The sequence below is a fragment of the Aeromonas sp. R1-2 genome (assembly GCF_040908505.1).
In the GTDB taxonomy this organism is placed as follows: Bacteria; Pseudomonadota; Gammaproteobacteria; order Enterobacterales; family Aeromonadaceae; genus Aeromonas; species Aeromonas veronii.
The window spans coordinates 21,956-41,561 of the sequence record NZ_JBFODU010000022.1; the positions used below are offsets into that span (position 1 = coordinate 21,956).

Annotated in this window: 18 protein-coding genes, 1 rRNA gene, 1 pseudogene and 1 riboswitch; of the genes and pseudogenes, 8 read left to right on the forward strand and 12 right to left on the reverse strand. The window is 60.0% G+C overall.

Annotation, left to right across the window (positions count from 1 at the left end; all coding sequences use genetic code 11):
* Positions 1-36 precede the first annotated feature (36 nt).
* The 8 genes from AB5Y76_RS08780 to AB5Y76_RS08815 all read right to left on the reverse strand — a co-directional run bounded on the left by AB5Y76_RS08780 (position 37) and on the right by AB5Y76_RS08815 (position 7,012).
* Positions 37-996: a LysR substrate-binding domain-containing protein gene (locus AB5Y76_RS08780; RefSeq protein ID WP_204419595.1), complete on the reverse strand. Its 960-nt coding sequence runs from the start codon at positions 994-996 to the stop codon at positions 37-39.
* Positions 997-1,131: 135 nt separating this feature from the next.
* Complete coding sequence (locus AB5Y76_RS08785; protein WP_263718347.1) at positions 1,132-1,758, reverse strand: LysE family translocator; 627 nt, start codon at positions 1,756-1,758, stop codon at positions 1,132-1,134.
* Positions 1,759-1,862: 104 nt separating this feature from the next.
* Positions 1,863-2,357, reverse strand: coding sequence for an acetolactate synthase small subunit (gene ilvN / locus AB5Y76_RS08790; RefSeq protein WP_005311605.1), 495 nt, complete (start codon positions 2,355-2,357; stop codon positions 1,863-1,865).
* Positions 2,357-4,075, reverse strand: a complete 1,719-nt coding sequence (locus AB5Y76_RS08795) for an acetolactate synthase 3 large subunit (protein WP_043823044.1) — start codon at positions 4,073-4,075, stop codon at positions 2,357-2,359. Before AB5Y76_RS08795 ends, ilvN begins: the two co-directional genes overlap by 1 nt.
* A 390-nt stretch (positions 4,076-4,465) precedes the next feature.
* Entirely contained in the window at positions 4,466-4,618 is a 153-nt protein-coding gene (locus tag AB5Y76_RS08800; protein WP_005339147.1) for a hypothetical protein, read from the reverse strand.
* Positions 4,619-4,655: 37 nt separating this feature from the next.
* Positions 4,656-5,765 carry an MJ1255/VC2487 family glycosyltransferase gene (locus AB5Y76_RS08805; RefSeq protein ID WP_263718345.1) on the reverse strand — a complete coding sequence of 370 codons (1,110 nt, stop codon included), beginning with the start codon at positions 5,763-5,765 and terminating at the stop codon, positions 4,656-4,658.
* Entirely contained in the window at positions 5,762-6,265 is a 504-nt protein-coding gene (locus AB5Y76_RS08810) for a phosphatase PAP2 family protein (protein ID WP_263718344.1), read from the reverse strand. The genes AB5Y76_RS08805 and AB5Y76_RS08810 overlap by 4 nt, the downstream gene beginning before the upstream one ends.
* 126 nt (positions 6,266-6,391) lie before the next feature.
* The gene (locus AB5Y76_RS08815; protein ID WP_005349170.1) at positions 6,392-7,012 is read right to left on the reverse strand and encodes a TetR/AcrR family transcriptional regulator; all 621 of its coding nucleotides are present in this window, start codon (positions 7,010-7,012) and stop codon (positions 6,392-6,394) included.
* A gap of 408 nt (positions 7,013-7,420) precedes the next feature.
* On the opposite strand from AB5Y76_RS08815, the gene leuA reads away from it, so the two are divergent.
* From leuA to AB5Y76_RS08840, 5 genes are all read left to right on the forward strand, one after another.
* The gene (leuA, locus tag AB5Y76_RS08820) at positions 7,421-8,983 is read left to right on the forward strand and encodes a 2-isopropylmalate synthase (RefSeq protein ID WP_058057212.1); all 1,563 of its coding nucleotides are present in this window, start codon (positions 7,421-7,423) and stop codon (positions 8,981-8,983) included.
* Between the two features lie 192 nt (positions 8,984-9,175).
* Complete coding sequence (leuB, locus tag AB5Y76_RS08825; RefSeq protein WP_263718343.1) at positions 9,176-10,261, forward strand: 3-isopropylmalate dehydrogenase; 1,086 nt, start codon at positions 9,176-9,178, stop codon at positions 10,259-10,261.
* Positions 10,262-10,294: 33 nt separating this feature from the next.
* Positions 10,295-11,692 carry a 3-isopropylmalate dehydratase large subunit gene (gene leuC / locus AB5Y76_RS08830; protein WP_263718342.1) on the forward strand — a complete coding sequence of 466 codons (1,398 nt, stop codon included), beginning with the start codon at positions 10,295-10,297 and terminating at the stop codon, positions 11,690-11,692.
* Positions 11,693-11,704: 12 nt separating this feature from the next.
* Positions 11,705-12,304 (forward strand): 3-isopropylmalate dehydratase small subunit, encoded by a 600-nt coding sequence (gene leuD, locus AB5Y76_RS08835; RefSeq protein WP_139493761.1) that lies wholly within the window; start codon positions 11,705-11,707, stop codon positions 12,302-12,304.
* 117 nt (positions 12,305-12,421) lie between these two features.
* Positions 12,422-13,351 (forward strand): transglutaminase domain-containing protein, encoded by a 930-nt coding sequence (locus tag AB5Y76_RS08840; protein WP_129504711.1) that lies wholly within the window; start codon positions 12,422-12,424, stop codon positions 13,349-13,351.
* A gap of 30 nt (positions 13,352-13,381) precedes the next feature.
* Here AB5Y76_RS08840 and AB5Y76_RS08845 read toward each other — a convergent pair whose 3' ends face one another.
* Positions 13,382-13,672, reverse strand: coding sequence for a PilZ domain-containing protein (locus AB5Y76_RS08845; protein WP_005339160.1), 291 nt, complete (start codon positions 13,670-13,672; stop codon positions 13,382-13,384).
* An 89-nt stretch (positions 13,673-13,761) separates the two neighbouring features.
* Positions 13,762-13,852, forward strand: a riboswitch (TPP riboswitch).
* 60 nt (positions 13,853-13,912) lie between these two features.
* Here AB5Y76_RS08845 and thiB point away from each other — a divergent pair.
* The 3 genes from thiB to thiQ are packed head-to-tail and all read left to right on the forward strand — an operon-like array spanning position 13,913 to position 17,191.
* Complete coding sequence (gene thiB / locus AB5Y76_RS08850; RefSeq protein WP_263718341.1) at positions 13,913-14,893, forward strand: thiamine ABC transporter substrate binding subunit; 981 nt, start codon at positions 13,913-13,915, stop codon at positions 14,891-14,893.
* On the forward strand, positions 14,890-16,509 hold the full coding sequence (gene thiP / locus AB5Y76_RS08855; protein WP_263718407.1) for a thiamine/thiamine pyrophosphate ABC transporter permease: 1,620 nt from the start codon (positions 14,890-14,892) through the stop codon (positions 16,507-16,509). Before thiB ends, thiP begins: the two co-directional genes overlap by 4 nt.
* The gene (gene thiQ, locus AB5Y76_RS08860; RefSeq protein WP_263718340.1) at positions 16,496-17,191 is read left to right on the forward strand and encodes a thiamine ABC transporter ATP-binding protein; all 696 of its coding nucleotides are present in this window, start codon (positions 16,496-16,498) and stop codon (positions 17,189-17,191) included. The genes thiP and thiQ overlap by 14 nt, the downstream gene beginning before the upstream one ends.
* Before the next feature lie 80 nt (positions 17,192-17,271).
* Here the strand turns inward: thiQ and AB5Y76_RS08865 are convergent, their stop codons facing one another.
* The 3 genes and pseudogenes from AB5Y76_RS08865 to rrf form a co-directional block, all read right to left on the reverse strand.
* A complete protein-coding gene (locus AB5Y76_RS08865) occupies positions 17,272-18,642 on the reverse strand; it encodes a PhoH family protein (protein ID WP_005358170.1) in 1,371 nt (456 codons plus the stop codon).
* A 428-nt stretch (positions 18,643-19,070) separates the two neighbouring features.
* Positions 19,071-19,331, reverse strand: a pseudogene (locus tag AB5Y76_RS08870) (NrdJb); the annotation flags it as partial.
* Between the two features lie 170 nt (positions 19,332-19,501).
* Positions 19,502-19,606: ribosomal RNA gene (rrf, locus tag AB5Y76_RS08875) — 5S ribosomal RNA — on the reverse strand.

Genomic DNA, 19,606 nt, shown 5'->3' on the forward strand with positions numbered 1-19,606 from the left:
TGTATTTTTGCTCTGTGTACGACAAACAACCCGCGGTTAGAGCCACGGCAACTCCGCCATATTGGCAGCGGGCGGCTGGTTGATAAGGTGCAGCTGCACCGTCTCCCGGCTGATATGGGGGGCGTAGAGGTGGATAAAGTCGTACATGTAGTCACGCAAATGGGCATGTTTGCGCAGGCAGATGTGGGTGGCACTCGAGGCGATCAGGTGGTCGATGTTGAGGCTCACCAGAGCCTCCCTATCCCCCTCGTCAAAGGCTACGCTTGCAATCACCCCGACCCCCATGCCGAGCCGGACGTAGTGCTTGATCACGTCGGTGTCGGTGGCGGTCAGCACGGTTTTCGGCGAGAGGCCGTGACGGCTGAAGGCCTTGTCCATCTTGGAGCGGCCGGTAAAGCCGAACACATAGGTGATGAGGGGATAGCGGGCCAGATCGGCCATCGACAACGGCTGGCAGTCGATCAGTGGATGACCGTGGGGCACCACCACACTGCGCCCCCAACGATAACAGGGGACGGCGGCCAGCTCGTCGAACAGATACATGGACTCGGTGGCGATCGCCATATCCACATCGCCGCTTTGCACCATCTGGGCCAGTTGGGCAGGTGCCCCCTGATGAAGCTGGATCGCCACATCGGGATAACGACGGCTGAACTCGGTGATCACCGCTGGCAGCTTGTAGCGCGCCTGGGTGTGGGTAGTGGCGATACGCAGCCCCCCGCTGGTGGCCAGTTGCTCCCCGAGCGAGAGCTGGTTGATCTGCTCCACCTGCGCCACTACCCCCTTGGCCAACTCCATCACCTGCTCGCCTGCGCTGGTCAAGCCGACCAGACTCTTCCCCTTGCGAGTAAAGAGGGAGAGTCCCAGCTCATCTTCCAGCATCTTCATCTGCTTGCTGAGGGTGGGCTGGGAGGTGTAGAGCTTCTCCGCCGTCGCCGAGATGTTGAAGTTATTCTTCACTATCTCGGTAAAGTTCTTGAGCCGGGCGATGTTCATCTGGGCAAGGGATCTCGCTGCTGCGGCCAGTGGGGCTGGCCTGAAAAAGAGAGAGCGGGGCTGGCCCCGCAGCTAACCGCCGACCATACCACAGCGCGGCACACGATAATCTGCCCCAGGTCAGAAAGCGGCGAGCTAGTCGCTGGCGAGCTTGATCCCGAGTCCGACAAACAGGGTGCCAATGCCCCGGTTGAGCCAGCGACCGAGGCGCTGCGACAACCGTACCTTGTGGCTGGCATAGACGGTGGTAAAGACCAGCAGGTGACACCAGATGATGCCGCCCAGATTGAAGATGCAGCCGAGCAGGATAAAGGCGAGCGCCTTGTCGGGGGCATCCGGAGCGATGAACTGGGGCACGAAGGCGAGGAAAAAGAGTGCGACCTTGGGGTTGAGCACATTGGTCAGCACCCCTTGCCGGTAAATCTGGCCATAGGAGAGGGCGGGTAAAGTAGCCCCTCTCTCCATTGCACCCGTCGTTTGCTGGCGCAGCAGAGAGAACCCCAGATAGATGAGGTAAATGGCACCGGCCAGCTTGATAAGGGCAAACAACTCGGCCGACGCGCTGAGCAGAGCCGACAGACCGAGGGCCGCCGCCAGCACATGCACCATGACACCGGTGCCGATGCCAAGGGCCGCGACCGAACCGGCACGCCACCCTTGCGAGCCACTGCGCAGCATGACCAGCAGAGAGTCGGGCCCCGGCATGATATTGAGCAGCAACCCCGAGACCATAAACAGTGCAAGATCATGAATACCGAACATTCCCCCTCCCCTCGTAAAGAAAAACCAAACAAAGAGGGCTCCGCAGAGCCCTCTTTTCTTTCACTCTGCGGCAGCTGACGTGTCATCAGCTGTCCCGCCAGCCATCAGGGCCGCAGCGCCTTGTCCGCCCGGGAGATACCGCAGACGCCGGAGCGCACCACTTCGATGATCTCGTTGGTCTGGGCCGCAGTCTTGATAAAGGCATCCAGCTTCTCGCTGGTACCCACCAGCTGAACCGTGTACTGCTCCGGGGTGACATCGACGATCTGGCCACGGAAGATATCCGCCAGCCGTTTCAGCTCGTCACGGGCCCCACCGGCGGCGCGCGCCTTGACCAGCGCGATCTCCCGCTCGATATGCTCCCCTTCACTCAGGTCGCACACCTTGAGCACATCCACCAGCTTGTGCAGCTGCTTCTGGATCTGCTCCAGTACCCGCTCGTCACCCATGGTGACGATAGTCATGCGCGACAGGGTGGGATCCTCGGTGGGCGCCACCGTCAGGGTCTCGATGTTGTAGCCGCGCTGGGAAAAGAGGCCCACCACGCGGCTCAGGGCGCCGGATTCGTTCTCCAGCAGAACGGAAATTATATGTCTCATCAGGTTCTCTCCGTCTTGCTCAGCCACATCTCATCCATGGCACCAAACTTGATCTGCATCGGATAGACGTGCTCATCCGGGTCGACCGAGATATCCATGAACACCAGCCGATCCTTCATGGCGAAGGCTTTCTCCATGGCGCTCTCCAGCTCCGCCGGATCGCTCACCGCGATGCCGACGTGGCCGTAGGCTTCCGCCAGTTTGACGAAGTCCGGCAGGGACTCCATGTAGGAGTGGCTGTGACGGCCGCCGTAGAACATCTTCTGCCACTGCTTGACCATGCCCAGCGCACGGTTGTTGATGGAGATGATCTTGATGGGCACCCCGTACTGCATGCAGGTCGAGAGCTCCTGAATGTTCATCTGCACCGAGCCGTCACCGGTGACGCAGCAGACCACCGCATCCGGGTTGGCAAACTGGGCCCCCATGGCGGCCGGAATACCAAAGCCCATGGTGCCGAGGCCCCCTGAGTTGATCCACTGGCGCGGTTTGGCAAACGGGTAGTAGAGGGCAGCAAACATCTGGTGCTGGCCCACGTCGGAGGCAACGAATGCCTGACCCTGAGTCACCTTGTAGAGAGTCTCGATAACCTGTTGCGGCTTGATCTGGGTGGCCGACTTTTCGTAGGCCAGACAGTGACGGGAGCGCCACTGGTTGATCTGGCTCCACCAGTCCGCCAGCGCCTCCTTGTCGTTATCGAAGCCACACTCGCGGATCACTTCCAGCATCTGCTCCAACACGGTTTCCACCGAGCCGACGATGGGCACATGGGCCTGCACCGTTTTGGAGATGGAGGTGGGGTCGATATCGATATGAACCACGGTCGCATTGGGGCAGAACTTGGCCACGTTGTTGGTGACGCGGTCATCGAAGCGGGCACCGACGGCGAAGATGAGATCCGCGTTGTGCATGGTTTTGTTGGCTTCGAAGGTGCCGTGCATCCCCAGCATGCCGATAAATTGCGGATGGACACCGGAGAAGGCCCCCAGCCCCATCAGGGTGGTGGTCACCGGCAGATTCAGCAGCTCCGCCAGCTTGGTCACCAGATGGTCCGCATTGGCGTTGATGGCGCCGCCGCCCACGTACATCACCGGGCGCTGGGCATCCACCAGCAGCTTGGCTGCCCGCTTGATCTGCCCTTTATGGCCAGACTTGGTCGGGTTGTAGGAGCGCAGGGAGACTGTCTCGGGATACTGGTAGGGGAATTTTTCTTTCGGGTTCTGCACATCTTTGGGCAGATCCACCACCACCGGCCCCGGGCGGCCGCTGGCGGCAATGTAGTAGGCCTTCTTGATGGCCTCGGGAATATCGCTCGCCTTCTTGCACAGGAAGCTGTGCTTCACCACCGGGCGGGAGATACCGATCATGTCGGTCTCCTGGAACGCATCCTCACCGATCATGCTGGTCGGCACCTGGCCGGAGAGGATCACCAGCGGAATGGAATCCATATAGGCGGTGGCAATACCGGTAATGCAGTTGGTCGCTCCCGGGCCTGACGTTACCAGCACAGTCCCCACCTTGCCGGTGGAACGGGCGTAACCGTCAGCCATGTGAACCGCGGCTTGCTCGTGCCGCACCAAGACATGCTCCATCTTGCCGTTTTCGAAGAGAGCGTCATAGATGTCGAGCACTGAGCCACCAGGGTAGCCGAAGACGTGCTCAACTCCCTGATCTTCCAGCGCTCTAACCACCATCTGGGCGCCTGATAACATCTCCATGATAAAGCCCTCCAGGCTTTGCTCCGTTTAGCGAATCCCGCCGACGATGCCGTGCTTCCCGGCACGGCCCGATCCGTTTCTTGTTGTTATCTGAATGCAGATCGGTCCAATTCAGCCCCGTCGACAGTAGAAAAAAAGGATTTTTCCGTCATTCACCCGAAAATAGGGTGAAAAACCAACTTAACCCGCTTCATAACGCTTGTCCACGGCTTTATCTGACCAGAACAGTCATACATTTCAACCGGCTATTAACATTCAATGACTTGCCGTAGCGACCATGAGACAAAAGGGAAGGAAGTCGGGGAATGGCCAGCGGATCATTCCGCTGAGGGGAAAAACAGCCACAAAAAAGCCCACCGCTCAGCGGTGGGCTTGATGCCGAATGATGACTCAGTTCTCCTGATCCGGCTCCGCCAGCCAGATCTGCTGATCCGGATCGGTCTCTTCACTGACCGAGATGCTGACACCCATATCGAGCAACTCGTGCAGGGTGAGATTGTCAGCCAGGTTCATGACTTCGCCGTTTTCATTGGTAAAGCGCATTTGCTCCGTCCTCTCCTTGGTGGGATCGCCTTTCAGTCTAGTCAACAACGCTCACTTGCGATAACCAGCAACTGGATAAACAGTCGCCCCCATCCAGCTCGCTCAGGCGATCACTCACCTCCTCCGGAAACAGGGTGCGCGCCCAGAGCCGCCGCGACAGAGAGGCCACGCTCTCGTCAGCGCCCGCCGCCAGCCAGCGGGCCAGCTCCCCTGCTACATCGGGGTAACAGACCGCCCCGGGCGAGGCGCTGTCGAGCCAGGTGCGCACCAGATTGGCATCGAGCACATCCATCAGGGTCGCCAGTCCCATCATCTCGAGGGTCTTGCCGTTGGTCAGCTGCTCGAACTGGCCGCCGAGGGGTTTGACCAGCAGCTTCTTGCCGAGAGTGAGCGCCTCGGAAGCCAGCTCGAAACCTGCGTTGGAGATTACGCCGCGACAACCGGCCAGCACGGCGATAAACCCATGTCGCGACGGCGGCTCGAAGCGCAGATTGCGCCATTGGCTCGGGGTGCGAATGGCGGGGTGAAAGCAGACGAAGCGCTGCTGACCAAAGCGCGACAACAGGGCGGCGATCGCCTCGGTCTGCTCGAATGGCAGATAGACCAGGATCTCGCCGTTATCCGGCGCAGCGGCGATGGGGTCGATCACCGGCGGCAACAAGGGGTGACCAAAGTGAAACCAGTGCAGCCCGAGCGGCTGATCCACCGGAGCAAAGTGGCGCATCAGCTGACGGCTGACCCCATCCTCCCCCCAACGCGGAATGGGCCAGTTGAAGCTGGCCTGATGGCTGACGGTGAGGCTCGGCTTGCCATAGCGGCGGGCAGCGTGGGCGGTCAGCGGCTCAAAATCGCTCACCACCAGATCGTATTCGCTGCAATCGAGAGACCGCAGATCCCGCCAGAAGGTGAGTGGCGAGGCGGCTTGCAGGGTGCGCCACGGAGAAACTCGCCCCTCGTGACTGACAAAAGTGAGGCCGGGAAAGGCGCGGTAGGCGCCGAACTCCTCCATGTCGAAGTAGAGGTCGGCAGGGCGGCCGCTGAAGAGATAATCCACCTCGACCCCTGCCGTGCGCAGCGCCCGCGCCAGGGTGCGACTGCGACTGATATGACCGTTGCCGGTGCCTTGCACCCCGAACAGTATCCTCATGAGTGGCTCCAGCCGAGCGCCAGCACGGCGCAACCGCCACCCAGCAGGGCACCGGCAACCAGATCGCTCAGGTAGTGTACCCCGAGCAGCAACCGGGATGCCCCCACCAGCGCCGCCCAGCCAAACAGCAGGGGCGCCCAGAGCGGAAAGCCGGTGGCCAGTATGGTGGCCATCAGAAAAGCGGCGGCGGTGTGGCCGGAGGGGAGACTGTAACGATCGGAAGGAGTGATAAAGACCGGCAAGCCGACCGGCCGTTGTCGTTTCAGGCTGTTTTTCAGCAGCAGATAGAGGGGCAGTTCGATGGCGAAGGCTAACAGCGCCAGTCGCACCATCTCCCGCTCTGCCTCCCCCTGCCACCAGAGCAGGGCGGCCAGCACAGCGTAAAGCGGGCCATCGCCGGTGCGGGAAATGAGACGACTCACCCTCGCCTGCTGCCGGTTGTAGCCGTGAAGCAGGCAGACCCGGCACACCTGCAGGTCCCATTGCTGGATCTTGTTCATATCCCCTCCTTCCCTGAATTCTGCTTGCAGAGTAAGAAAGCGGGATGACGTTACGTTGAACAAGGGATAACAGATTTATGAAAAAAGGGCCGAATGGCCCTTTTTAATCTCGATGTTGCGGCAAAATCAGTGGCTGCCGCGCAGACCGGTCTCCATCAGACGGCAATTGTGGTCCGCCAGACGGGCCATGAAGTGCTCATCCACTTTCAGACCAAACACCTGCTCGTAGAGATCTTTCATCACGAACGGCTGCCACATCATGCTGAGGAAGGAGATCTTAAGCATGTCGGGATCCAGGTTGTCACCCAGCTCACCGTTGGACTTCATGGTTTCCAGCAGGGCATCGAACTGCGGCAGCTGACGTTCCAGCAGGCGGTTCAGCACAAAATCCCGGCCCGGGCTTTTCTCGGTCGACAATGCGCTGGAGATGGCAGAGGTCAGCTCGCTGTTGGGCGCCATCACCTGATAGTAGGTGTTGAGCAGCTCGTTGAGGCTGTGATTGCTGTGTTCATCTTGCCAGGCATGGTCGAGGGGCTCGGCCACATCGCCCAGCACCGCTTTGTAAAGACCCTCTTTACTGCCGAAGTAGTAGTGGATCATTGCCAGATTGGAGCCAGCAAGCTCCGCGATTTCGCGTGTAGTTACCTTGCTATAGGGAGTATTGAGAAAACGCTCACGGGCGGCAGCAAGCAACTTGTCACGAATGTCAGAACGTCCGACCGGACGACCAGGTCTACGTTTTTCCATTTAACACCTCGGATAATTCAGCCAATGCTGATAAGTCGATCTGGTTGTGCAGAGAATAGAGCACAGCAGGAATGACCAGATAATCGGTCATGGGCCGAATATGGGACAAGGAAATTTGCAATCCTTTACAATCCGATTAAATACGTCAGCAGATTGCCCCTGACCTTCCGTGTTGACACAGCATAAAAATCTCGATATTGGTAAAAGCGTTATCGACTGGAAGGAATAACAACGTCATGCGTATCGCCACCCCGCTACTACTAATCTCCCTAATCGCGTTAACTCGCGCGGGATCCTTGTAGCCGGGCTAAGGCATAGCCGGAATTTACAAAAACCCGTGCACCCTGCACGGGTTTTTTTATGCCGCCGCAGGATGCACGTTACCGAACTTAGGAAGAGGGAAGTCACATGTCAGATCGGGTCATCATATTCGACACCACCTTGCGTGATGGTGAGCAGGCCCTGGCGGCCAGTTTGACAGTCAAGGAGAAGCTGCAGATCGCCCAGGCACTGGAGCGGCTCGGTGTCGACGTCATGGAGGTGGGCTTCCCGGTCTCTTCCCCCGGCGATTTTCAATCGGTGCAGACCATCGCCCGCCACATCAAGAACAGCCGGGTCTGCGCCCTCGCCCGCGCCCTGCCCAAGGATATCGATGCCGCCGGCGAAGCCTTGCGGGTCGCCGAGGCGTTTCGCATCCACACCTTTATCTCCACCTCCTCCATCCATGTGGAGAGCAAGCTGAAAAAGAGCTTCGAAGATGTGCTGGAGATGGGGGTCGGCGCCATCAAGCACGCCCTGCGCTACACCGATGATGTGGAGTTCTCCTGCGAGGATGCAGGCCGCACGCCGATTGATAATCTCTGCCGCATGGTGGAGGCCGCTATCAAGGCGGGCGCCCGCACCATCAATATCCCGGACACCGTGGGCTACACGGTGCCGACCGAGTTCTCCGGCATCATCCACACCCTGTTCAACCGGGTACCCAACATCGACAAGGCCATCATCTCGGTCCACTGCCACGACGATCTGGGGCTCTCGGTGGCCAACTCCATCGGCGCGGTGCAGATGGGGGCCCGCCAGATCGAGTGTACCATCAACGGCATCGGCGAACGGGCGGGCAACTGCTCGCTGGAAGAGGTGGCGATGATCCTCAAAACCCGCGCCGACCTGCTCGGGGTACAAACAAATATCCGCCACAGCGAAATTCATCGCACCAGCACGCTGGTCAGCCAGCTGTGCAACATGCCGGTGCAGCCCAACAAGGCGATCGTCGGGGCCAACGCCTTCTCCCACAGCTCCGGCATCCATCAGGATGGGGTGCTCAAGGCGAAAAATACCTACGAAATCATCACTCCCGAGAGCATCGGCCTGACCCAGAACAACCTCAACATGACCTCCCGCTCCGGCCGCCATGTCATCAAGCACCGGATGGAGTCCATGGGTTATGCCGAGAGCAGCTACGACCTCGACCACCTCTACGGCAAGTTCCTGACCCTGGCCGACAAGAAGGGGCAGGTATTCGACTACGACCTCGAAGCGCTGGCCTTCTTCAGCCAGATCCACGAAGAGCCGGAGCACTTCAAGCTGGAGTACCTCGGGGTGCAGAGCGGCAGCTCGGTGCTGGCCACCGCCTCGGTCAAATTGAAGGTGGGACAGGATCTGATCTGTGAAGCGGCCACCGGCAATGGCCCGGTGGATGCGGTCTACCAGTGCATCAACCGCATCACCGGCTATGAGATCCGCATCGACAAATATGCCCTCAAGAGCAAGGGCGAAGGGGAAGATGCCCTCGGTCAGGTCGATATCGTCGCCGAGTACAAGGGGCGCAAATTTCACGGCATGGGGCTGGCCACCGACATCATCGAATCCTCAGCCCACGCCCTGCTCCATGTGATCAACAGCATCTGGCGCGCCGATCAGGTGGCCGAGCAGATGGAACGCAATAACAGCATCAAATCAGAAACCGTCTGAACAGGGCTCAGAACCAAACAGACGGAATGGAATGACAGCATCACATCGGAAACCGTCTGAGCAGGACTCACAGCCACACAGACGGCATGGAATGACAACATCAGAACGGGGAACGTCTGAACCGGTAACCGCGCGCAGCGTCGGGGAAACCGGACAGAGGGATCTCAAAGACAATATCAGGATGGAGAGTGTATGAGCAGTTATCGGATCGCAGTATTGCCGGGTGACGGCATTGGCCCGGAAGTGATGGCCGAGGCCGTCAAGGTGCTGGAAAAGGTGCAAGCCAGGTTCGGCCTCGCCTTCGAGTATGATCGCCATGACGTGGGCGGTATCGCCATCGACAACCACGGCACCCCGCTGCCGCAAAGCACCATCAAAGGCTGTGAAGCGGCCGATGCTGTGCTGTTTGGCTCGGTGGGCGGCCCGAAATGGGAACATCTGCCCCCCAACGATCAGCCTGAGCGTGGCGCCCTGCTGCCCCTGCGTGCCCACTTCAAACTGTTCTGCAACCTGCGCCCGGCCCGCATCTACACCGGTCTGGAACAGTTCTCCCCGCTGCGTGCCGACATCTCCGATCGCGGCTTCGACATCGCCTGCGTGCGCGAGCTGACCGGCGGCATCTATTTCGGCCAGCCCAAGGGGCGCGAGGGAGAAGGGGCGAACGAAAAGGCGTTCGACACCGAGGTGTACCATCGCTTCGAGATTGAGCGCATCGCCAAGATAGCGTTCGAGTCAGCACGCGTGCGCAAGTCCAAGGTCACCTCCATCGACAAGGCCAACGTGCTCGCCTCCTCCATTCTGTGGCGTGAGGTGGTGACGCAAGTCGCCAAGTCCTATCCGGATGTGGCGCTGAGCCATATGTATATCGACAACGCCACCATGCAGCTCATCAAGGATCCGTCCCAGTTCGATGTGCTGCTCTGCTCCAACCTGTTTGGTGACATCCTCTCCGACGAGTGCGCCATGATCACCGGTTCCATGGGCCTGCTCCCCTCAGCCAGCCTTAACGAATCGGGTTTCGGCCTGTTCGAACCGGCCGGTGGTTCGGCCCCGGATATCGCCGGCAAAGGGATTGCCAACCCCATCGCCCAGATCCTCTCCGCCGCCCTGATGCTGCGTTACAGCCTGGGTCAGGAGGCTGCCGCCCAGGCCATTGAGCAGGCCGTGGCCCAGACCCTGGCCGAGGGTTACTTCACCGCCGACCTGCATCAGGCCAGCGCCCGCCATCCGGTGCAGAGCACGTCCGAGATGGGTAGCCAGATCGCAGCCCGGATCTGAGCCGCATAACAGAGAACAAGGAAGAGAGAAGCAATGGCCAAGACCCTCTATCAGAAAGTATTCGACGCCCACGTGGTACGGGAAGTGGAAGGGGAGACCCCCCTCATCTACATCGATCGCCATCTGGTGCATGAAGTGACCAGCCCGCAGGCATTCGACGGCCTGCGCGCCATGAATCGCCAGCTGCGCCGCCCGGACCTGACCTGGGCTACCATGGATCACAACGTCTCCACCACCACCAAGGACATCGCCGCCTCCGGCGAGATGGCCCGCATCCAGATGGAGACGCTGGCGGACAACTGCAAGGAGTTCGGGGTTCGCCTCTACGATCTCAACCACAAATATCAGGGGATCGTCCATGTGATGGGCCCCGAGCTCGGCATAACCCTGCCCGGCACCACCATCGTCTGCGGTGACTCTCACACCGCCACCCACGGCGCCTTCGGCTCGCTGGCATTCGGCATCGGTACTTCCGAAGTGGAACATGTGATGGCGACCCAGACCCTGAAACAGGGGCGCGCCAGGACCATGCGCATTTCGGTCAACGGCAAGCTGGCCGAGGGCATCAGTGCCAAGGACGTGGTGCTGGCCATCATCGGTCAGGTCGGCCACGCCGGTGGTACTGGCTACGTGGTGGAGTTCGCTGGCGAAGCCATCGAAGGGCTCACCATGGAAGGGCGGATGACGGTGTGCAACATGGCCATCGAGCTGGGCGCCAAGGCCGGCATGATCGCCCCCGACCAGACCACCATCGACTACATCCGTGGCAAGGAGTTTGCCCCCAAGGGCGAGGCGCTGGAGCAGGCCATCGCCTACTGGCAGAGCCTCAAGAGCGATGCCGATGCCAAGTTTGATGCTGAAGTGGTGCTGGACGCCGCTGATATCGCTCCCCAGGTCACCTGGGGGACCAACCCGGGCCAGGTGATCGCCGTCAATGAACCGATTCCGGCACCGGAATCCTTCAACGACCTGATGGAACAACAGTCCGCCCGCAAGGCGCTCGCCTACATGGATTTGCAACCGGGCCAGAAGCTCTCCGACGTTGCCATCGACAAGGTGTTTATCGGATCGTGCACTAACAGCCGCATTGAGGATCTGCGTGCTGCCGCCGCCATCGCCCGCGGTCGCAAGGTGGCCGCTGGCGTGCAGGCGCTGGTGGTGCCGGGCTCCGAGCAGGTGAAGGCGCAGGCCGAAGCCGAGGGGCTGGACAAGATCTTCATCGAGGCCGGTTTTGAGTGGCGCCTGCCCGGCTGCTCCATGTGTCTGGCCATGAACAACGACCGGCTGCAACCGGGAGAGCGCTGCGCCTCCACCAGCAACCGCAACTTCGAAGGGCGTCAGGGCCGCGCCGGCCGCACCCATCTGGTGAGCCCGGCCATGGCCGCCGCCGCCGCCGTCACCGGCCGCTTCGCCGACATTCGCGCACTGTAAGAGGACATTTCGATGACAGGATTCAAACAGCATAAAGGGATCGTCGTCCCCCTCGACAGCGCCAACGTCGACACCGACGCCATTATTCCGAAGCAGTTTTTGCAGAAGGTAAACCGCATCGGTTTTGGCAAGCACCTGTTCCACGACTGGCGCTTCCTCGACGATGCCGGCCAGCAGCCCAACCCCGAGTTTGTGCTCAACCAGCCGCAATTCGCCGGTGCCAGCATTCTGCTGGCCCGCGAGAACTTCGGCTGCGGCTCGAGTCGTGAGCACGCCCCCTGGGCGCTGGCCGACTACGGCTTCAAGACCATCATAGCCCCGAGCTTTGCCGACATTTTCTACGGCAACGCCATCAACAACGGCATGTTGCCGGTGCGCCTGAAGGAGGAGGAGGTCGATGCCCTGTTCCAGCTGGTGGCCGCCAAACCGGGCATCGAGATCGAGGTGGATCTGGAGGCCAATCAGGTGCGCGCAGGTGAGCTCAGCTTCGGTTTCGAGATAGATGAGTTCCGCCGTTACTGCCTGCTCAACGGCTTGGATGCCATCGGTCTGACCCTGCAGCACGAGGCCGCCATCAGCGCCTTTGAGGCGAAGCAGCCGAGCTGGATTTAACGCGCCAGTTGCAAAAAAACGAGTAGAATCAACAGGGAGCTTCGGCTCCCTGTTTTACTATCCGCGACGCTTCCCACTTTGGGCCACCGGAACTGGCCCGTGCCACAGGAAAGGATGATGAAGAGACCGACGGCAATTCCTCTGCTCTGTGCCCTGCTGCTTGCCCTACCTGCGGTGGCCAGCCAAACCAGCTTCAACAACAGCCTCGGCCAGATCAGCGTCGGCTGGCAGGATAGCGAAGGCAAACCCCAACAGCTCACCTACCGGCTCGAACAGGGCAAGTTGCCGCCCCTTATCGCCTATCGTCCGGCGAGAATGCAGGAGGAGGTGTTGCAGGTGTTGCTGCGGGAGGTGCGCCAGAACTACCCCGAGGTGCAGTTCACCCTCGCCCGTCCCTCGCTGGAGCTGCATCTGAAAAGCCGCAATCAGGACAAGGCGCGCGAGGCGATGGCCTTTCTGCAGTCCAAGCGGAGCAAAGAGGAGCAGGCGTGGCTGACCAAACACTACTTCCAGTACTTCAACACCCCCGACGGGCAGCTGGCGGTGAAGCAGGATCATGTGCGCATCGCGCTGGAGAGTCGCAGCGGGCTGGCTCCGCTGGCGGATCAACTAAAGCAGCAGGGCAGCACCGAAACGGAAGCGCGCCAGAAAACCGTGGCCCATATGCTCACCTTTATCCAGAGCATCCCCTATCAGCAGCTCGACAGCCTGAACGGCAGGCAGGGCAAGGGATTTCTATCTCCCCGTCAGGTGCTGGAGCAGAACCGGGGTGATTGCGACAGCAAGGTAACCCTGATGGCCGCCATGCTGGCCCAGCTCTTTCCGGAGCTGAAACAGGCCATGGTGTTCGTCCCCGGCCATGCCCTGCTGGCCGTTGACCTGCCCGCCAAGCCGGGGGATGTGACCCTCAACTGGCAGGGGCAGAACTACCTGCTGCTCGAACCTACCGGTCCCGCCACCTTGCCTGCGGGCCAAATAGCATCGACCAGCAAAACGCTGGTCGATAGCAAACAGTTGAGTGTGCAGCCGGTTCAGGAAAAAGGCTAATCCCCTCCCTCTGCCGATGGGGAGAGAGGATTAACCCTGAGGTAGAAACTCTACCGCCAGCAGCAACCCGCTCTCCTCCTCCAGCACCCGGATAATACGGGCATGGGCTTCAAAGGGAGGCAACAGGTTGTTGTTGGTGGCAAGACTGATCCGGATGGGCTGATTGATGTCGAGCTGGTGTTCAGAGACCGCAATCCCCATGCCGTTGGCACTGAGATCCCGGCAGATCCCCTCCAGCACCAGCTGCTGCTGATAGACGGTGACCGGAGCATTGATGACCATGCGCGCAAAGGCACGCCTTTCCTTGGTATTGGTAAGCACGCGAACATCCTCTGTTGGGTGGGCGTCATCTCATGGGCATTGCACAATTGTGCTGGTCTACCCAAAAGAACGTTAATACAATGCGGTTCGTTTCTCAAACGGGGTGCGGTTTACCGCTGAGATTATACCCGTGTACCTGATCCAGATAATGCTGGCGGAGGAATTTGAGGCATGGCGCTCATTTTTTGCGCCCTCACCCGCTGGCACCTCGTTATTAACAAGTAATAGGGAGTGCCACCCATGAAGACCCTGCTGCTGATCACCACCGGCCTGCTGTCGGCCAATGTGTTCGCCGCCGACACCCTCACCGTCTACACCTACAGCTCCTTCACTGCAGAATGGGGTCCGGGGCCCAAGATCAAACAGGCCTTCGAGAAAGCGTGCGACTGCACCCTCAATCTGGTTCCCCTCGAAGATGGGGTCGCCATCCTCAACCGGCTGCGGCTGGAGGGCAACCACAGCAAGGCCGATCTGGTGCTGGGGCTGGATGATGCACTCATCAGTGAAGCCAAGCAGAGCGGTCTGTTCGCCCCCCATCCCGCCAAGCTCGACAGCATCAAGGTGCCGGGTGGCTGGCAGGATGACACCTTCGTACCCTACGACTACGGCTACTTTGCCTTCGTCTATGACAAGGACAAACTCAAGCAGCCGCCCAAGAGCCTGAAAGAGCTGGTGGAGCGTCCCGACCTCAAAGTGATCTATCAGGATCCCCGCACCTCGACCCCGGGGCAGGGGCTGATGCTGTGGATGAAGTCTGTCTACGGCGACAAGGCGCCTGCCGCCTGGGCCGAGCTTGCCAAAAAGACGGTCACCGTCACCAAGGGGTGGTCAGAGGCCTATGGCATGTTCCTCGATGGTGAAGCGGACATGGTGCTCTCCTACACCACCTCTCCGGCCTATCACCTGATTGCCGAGAGCAAGCCCCAGTATCAGGCTGCCGCCTTCGAAGAGGGTCACTACCGTCAGGTAGAAGTGGCAGCCAAGCTGAAGAGCGCCAAGCAGGAGAAGCTGGCTGACCAGTTCCTGCAATTTATGGTGAGCCCCGCCTTCCAGAACGAGATCCCGACCGGCAACTGGATGTATCCCGTTATCGACACACCGCTGCCCAAGGGCTTCGAGCAGATGATCACCGTAGCCAAGCCGCTCGCCTTCAGCAGCGATGAGGTGGCCGCCAATCGCAAAGGGTGGATCCGCGAGTGGCTGCAAGCCGTCACCCAGTGAGCCGTTATCTGAAACCACAGGCTCGTCCCCTCTGGTGGTTGCCGGGCAGTGCAGCCACCCTGTTGATCCTGCTGTTATCCCTCGGGCCGCTCGCGGCCCTGTTGTGGCAGGCCGGTTCGCTGGCCCCGCGCACTTTGCTGGCAGACCCCTATCTGCGCCATGTGCTGGGCTTCAGTCTGGGGCAGGCACTGCTCTCCACCCTGCTCAGTCTCGGGCTGGCCATTCCGGTGGCCCGCGCACTGGCGCGGCGGCGCTTCATTGGCCGAACCCTGCTGATCAAGTTGTTTGGTCTCTCGCTGGTGCTGCCGGTCATCATCGCCATCTTCGGCATAGTAGCGGTACACGGTAAGCAGGGGTGGCTGCCGCAGCTGCTGCGCACCTTGGGGCTGGATCCCGGCAATTATCTCTACGGCCTGTTCGGTATCCTGCTGGCCCACGTCTTCTTCAATATGCCGCTGGCGGCACGCCTGATGCTGCAGAGCATAGAGAGCATCCCCGAATCGAGCTGGCGCCTTGCCAGCCAGCTCGGCATGCGCTCATCCCACATCTTCCGGCTGCTGGAGTGGCCGCTTATTCGCGGCATATTGCCGGGGCTGGCCAGCCTCATCTTTATGCTCTGCTTCACCAGCTTCACTACCGTACTGGCGCTGGGCGGCGGCCCCAAATCCACCACCCTGGAGGTGGCTGTCTATCAGGCGCTGCGCTTTGACTTCGATCTCGCCACCGCGGGCGGGCTGGCGCTGGTGCAGCTCATCCTGACCGCCGCTCTGCTCGCTCTGCAGCAAAAGCTGCAGAGCACCCCGGCCAGCAGGGTGGCCCCCCGTCGCCCCTGCCTGCGGCCGGACCGTCATCAGCCGGGCACGGCGGTGGTGGATCTGCTCTCGCTCGGCATCGGGCTCGCCATCTTTCTGCCACCGTTGCTTGCCATCGTGGTGGCAGGCCTTCACCCCGGCCTGCTGATGGCGCTCACGTCCAGCAAGCTGTGGCAGGCGAGCGGCCAGTCACTGCTGATTGCGCTGGCTGCGGGCACCCTTGCAACCCTGCTCGGCAGCGGCCTGTTGCTCACCAGCCGTCACCTCAAGGTGCGCACCCGCCAGCGGCGCGCTGCGGCCCTGTGGGAGGCCAGCGGCTCGGTGATCCTGATGATCCCGGCAGTGGTGCTCTCCACCGGTCTCTTCATCCTGTTTATGCCGTTCTCCGATGTATTCGCACTCGGCCCCTGGCTGGTGGTGCTGGTCAACGCCCTGATGGCGCTACCCTATGTGCTGCGCACTCTCTCCGCCCCCATGCAGCTGGTGGTGCGCCAGTATGACCGGCTGGCGGACAGTCTGGGGGTACGTGGCCTACATCGCCTGCGACTGGTGGAGTGGCCACTGTTGCGCCGCCCGCTGGCACTGGCGATGGCATTGTCGATGATCCTCTCGCTGGGGGATCTCGGCGCCATCGCCATGTTTGGCAGTCAGGAGCTCACCACTCTGCCCTGGCTGCTCTACCAACAGCTCGGCAGCTACCGATTGACCGAGGCGGCCGCCACCGCTCTGCTGCTGCTGACACTCTGTTTCTCCCTGTTCTGGCTGGTGGAGCGGGGTCTTGGAGGAAAATATGCTGAACATTGATACGCTGGTGACCAGCTACCCCGACTGGCGCGTCAGCTTCAGCGCGACCCTGCCCAAGGGAGAGATCACCGCGCTGATTGGCCCAAGCGGCGCGGGCAAGTCGACCCTGCTCGGGATGATCGCCGGATTCGTGCCGGTGGAGTCGGGCCGCCTCAGCTTCGATGGCGAAGATTTGCTGCCGCTGGGCCCCGCCGAGCGCCCGGTCACCACCCTGTTTCAGGATCACAACCTGTTTCTCCATCTGTCGGTATTCGATAATATCGCCATCGGTCTGCACCCGGGCCTACGTCTAAGTGCAACCCAACGGGCACAGGTTATCGATGCAGCCGCACGGGTTGGTCTTGGCGAGATGTTAAACCGCCAGCCTGAACAGCTCTCCGGCGGCCAGCAGCAGCGAGTCGGGCTGGCTCGCGCGCTGGTGCGCGGCAAACCGCTGCTGCTGCTGGATGAGCCCTTCTCCGCCCTCGATCCCGCCCTGCGTCGGGAGATGCTGGCGGAAGTGGCGAGGCTAGCCTGCGAACAGGGCATTACCGTGCTGATGGTTTCCCACAATCCGGAGGATGCCCAGCTTATCGCCGATCAGGTGCTGTTTGTCGACGAAGGGCGCATCGCCCTGCAAGGCAAGCCGGATATTCTGCAAAATAGCGACCACCCGGGGCTGCTGCGCTACCTTGGCCAATAGCCCTTGGGAGTAAAGACTGCGCCATGATCAAAAAAGGAGGCCGATTGGCCTCCCTTTGTATCTGGAAATATTCATTTAAATCAGAGGTTTTCCTCGGCGAACGAAGCCAGTCGGCTGCGCACCACGCCATTGAGGAAAATGTTGGCACTGCCGTCAAAATCCTTGAAACGCTCGACGATGTAGGTGAGACCCGAGGTCACAGGGCTCAGATAGTTGGAGTCGATCTGGGCCAGGTTACCGGAGCAGACGATCTTGGTACCCTCGCCGCAGCGGGTGATGATGGTCTTGATCTGGGACGCGGTCAGGTTCTGGCACTCATCCAGCAGCACGAAGGTGTTCTGGATGCTGCGCCCGCGCATGAAGTTGACCGATTTGAACTGGATGTTGGCCTTCTCCATGATGTAGCTGAGCGAGCCGCTCATGTTCTCGTCCTGCTTGTGCAGCACCTCCAGGGTGTCGGTCACCGCCGCCAGCCAGGGCATCATCTTTTCCTCTTCGGTGCCGGGCAGGAAGCCGATGCTTTCGGCAATTTCCGGGGTATTCCGGGTGACGATCACCTTCTCGTAAATGCCCTTCTCAATCACCAACTCCAGCGCAGCAGCCATGGCCAGCAAGGTCTTGCCGCAACCCGCCGGGCCGGTCAGGATAACCAGATCGATGTGCGGATCGAGCAGTGCATCCAAAGCCATTCCCTGATAGACGTTCTTGGGATGGACACCCCACGCCTTGCGGGACATCAGCCGCTCGCGGCCCAGATCCTTGATGCGGATCTTGTTGCCATCGTGGCTGAGCACCCGGGCTGCGAAGAAATTCTCCTCATCCACCAGATACTGGTTTACGTGAACCCCTTCCAGCAGATTGGCATCGATCACATGGATGGTGTCGCGGCCATGGGTCTCGCTCTCGCACTCGCCAACCCGCTCCCAAAAGCTGCCGGGCACCACCTGAAAGCCTTTAGCCAGCAGGCGGATATCATCGATCAGCTGGTCACTACGGTAATCTTCAACGTGAGCAAGCCCGGCTCCCTTGGCCTTGAGGCGCATGTTGATGTCTTTGGTGACCAGCACCACCTGGCGCTTCAACTCATGCTTTTGCAGATAGAGGGCCGCGTTGATGATACGGTTGTCGGCCTCCTTGTCGGTAAAGACCTCGGCATCCTGTGGCAGATGGTGATCGCTGAAGATGCAGATATTGCCGCTCGCTTCGCCAGCCAGCGGCACGCCCTGGGTGATCTGATCCGGGGTTGCATCGCGGAACACATCTTCCAGCGCACGAATGGCCACCCGCGCGTCGCGGCTGACATCCTTGTTGCGATCCTTGATGTTATCGAGCTCTTCCAGCACCGTCATGGGGATGAGCACGTCGTGCTCTTTGAAGGAGTAGATAGCGAGGGGTTCGTGAAGCAGAACGTTGGTATCCAGGATAAACAGCTTTCGGTCCGTATTGTCCATAAGCATCCTCCTTGGCACTGAAGGGCCACGTGTGTGAATCTCAGATGTCATTGAAACCACACGGCCGTGACAGTTTTATTACCCTCAACGCTACGCCCGATTTTACTATCGCGCAACAAATCACTGGGCCGCCTGATTTGATTGCGCATAAAAACAGCAATAAAAAGACCGGCACTGTGGCCTAATGCCAGTCAGTTAAGCACTTTTATGACTAATTATTCGAGATATTGAATATCAAAAGTAGCTCCATGATTAAAGAGTCAATTTGGCTCCAACCCTTGCCCTGACAGGCATGCAATAAAAAGAGGGAGGCATCATGCCTCCCTCACTCTATACCACGCGGGTTGGGACTCAAATTCTCTTAACTGACTTGCATTAGGCACTGTGGCCAGTCTTTTTTCTATCGTTCAACTACTTGGGCATGTCTGTCAGCCGCACTTGGAGTCGCCACAGTTGAGGCAGGTCATGCAGCCATCCTTCAGCACCAGCGCCTTGGTATGGCACTTGTAGCAGAGCGCGGCATTGGCCGGAAAACCATTGCTCGCCTGCTGCTCTTCAGCCTCCTGAGCGGCTTTCAACTCGGCCTGCTTCTCGGCCAGAAATGCCTGCTGATACTCGTCCAACCCCGGCGCCTTGAGCATGCCTATCTCGGTGAGATGGCTCTCGATCACGTTGCCAATTTCGGCGATCCAACCCATTGAACCAGTAAGCAAATATCGAACAGAAAAAGAGGTCTTTTTGGGGCTTTAGAAGGGTAATCAATGAATGACAAGAAGGGGAAAGTCTAATAATCCGGTGACGTGCTGAATTGCAGGCAATAAAAAACCCCGCTCATTGAGCGGGGTTTCTTGTATTGGGTGCCTGGCAGTGTCCTACTCTCGCATGGCGAATGCCACACTACCATCGGCGCTACCGCGTTTCACTTCTGAGTTCGGCATGGGATCAGGTGGTTCCACGGCGCTAT

Excerpts from the sequence above, each read along its gene's own strand:
- AB5Y76_RS08805 (WP_263718345.1), bottom strand. The coding sequence starts at position 5,765 with ATGAGGATACTGTTCGGGGTGCAAGGCACCGGCAACGGTCATATCAGT.
- AB5Y76_RS08785 (WP_263718347.1), bottom strand. The coding sequence starts at position 1,758 with ATGTTCGGTATTCATGATCTTGCACTGTTTATGGTCTCGGGGTTGCTG.
- AB5Y76_RS08795 (WP_043823044.1), bottom strand. The coding sequence starts at position 4,075 with ATGGAGATGTTATCAGGCGCCCAGATGGTGGTTAGAGCGCTGGAAGAT.
- AB5Y76_RS08840 (WP_129504711.1), top strand. The coding sequence starts at position 12,422 with ATGAAGAGACCGACGGCAATTCCTCTGCTCTGTGCCCTGCTGCTTGCC.
- leuD (WP_139493761.1), top strand. The coding sequence starts at position 11,705 with ATGACAGGATTCAAACAGCATAAAGGGATCGTCGTCCCCCTCGACAGC.
- ilvN (WP_005311605.1), bottom strand. The coding sequence starts at position 2,357 with ATGAGACATATAATTTCCGTTCTGCTGGAGAACGAATCCGGCGCCCTG.
- leuC (WP_263718342.1), top strand. The coding sequence starts at position 10,295 with ATGGCCAAGACCCTCTATCAGAAAGTATTCGACGCCCACGTGGTACGG.
- thiQ (WP_263718340.1), top strand. The coding sequence starts at position 16,496 with ATGCTGAACATTGATACGCTGGTGACCAGCTACCCCGACTGGCGCGTC.
- AB5Y76_RS08800 (WP_005339147.1), bottom strand. The coding sequence starts at position 4,618 with ATGCGCTTTACCAATGAAAACGGCGAAGTCATGAACCTGGCTGACAAT.
- AB5Y76_RS08815 (WP_005349170.1), bottom strand. The coding sequence starts at position 7,012 with ATGGAAAAACGTAGACCTGGTCGTCCGGTCGGACGTTCTGACATTCGT.
- thiB (WP_263718341.1), top strand. The coding sequence starts at position 13,913 with ATGAAGACCCTGCTGCTGATCACCACCGGCCTGCTGTCGGCCAATGTG.
- leuB (WP_263718343.1), top strand. The coding sequence starts at position 9,176 with ATGAGCAGTTATCGGATCGCAGTATTGCCGGGTGACGGCATTGGCCCG.
- leuA (WP_058057212.1), top strand. The coding sequence starts at position 7,421 with ATGTCAGATCGGGTCATCATATTCGACACCACCTTGCGTGATGGTGAG.
- AB5Y76_RS08865 (WP_005358170.1), bottom strand. The coding sequence starts at position 18,642 with ATGGACAATACGGACCGAAAGCTGTTTATCCTGGATACCAACGTTCTG.
- AB5Y76_RS08780 (WP_204419595.1), bottom strand. The coding sequence starts at position 996 with ATGAACATCGCCCGGCTCAAGAACTTTACCGAGATAGTGAAGAATAAC.
- AB5Y76_RS08810 (WP_263718344.1), bottom strand. The coding sequence starts at position 6,265 with ATGAACAAGATCCAGCAATGGGACCTGCAGGTGTGCCGGGTCTGCCTG.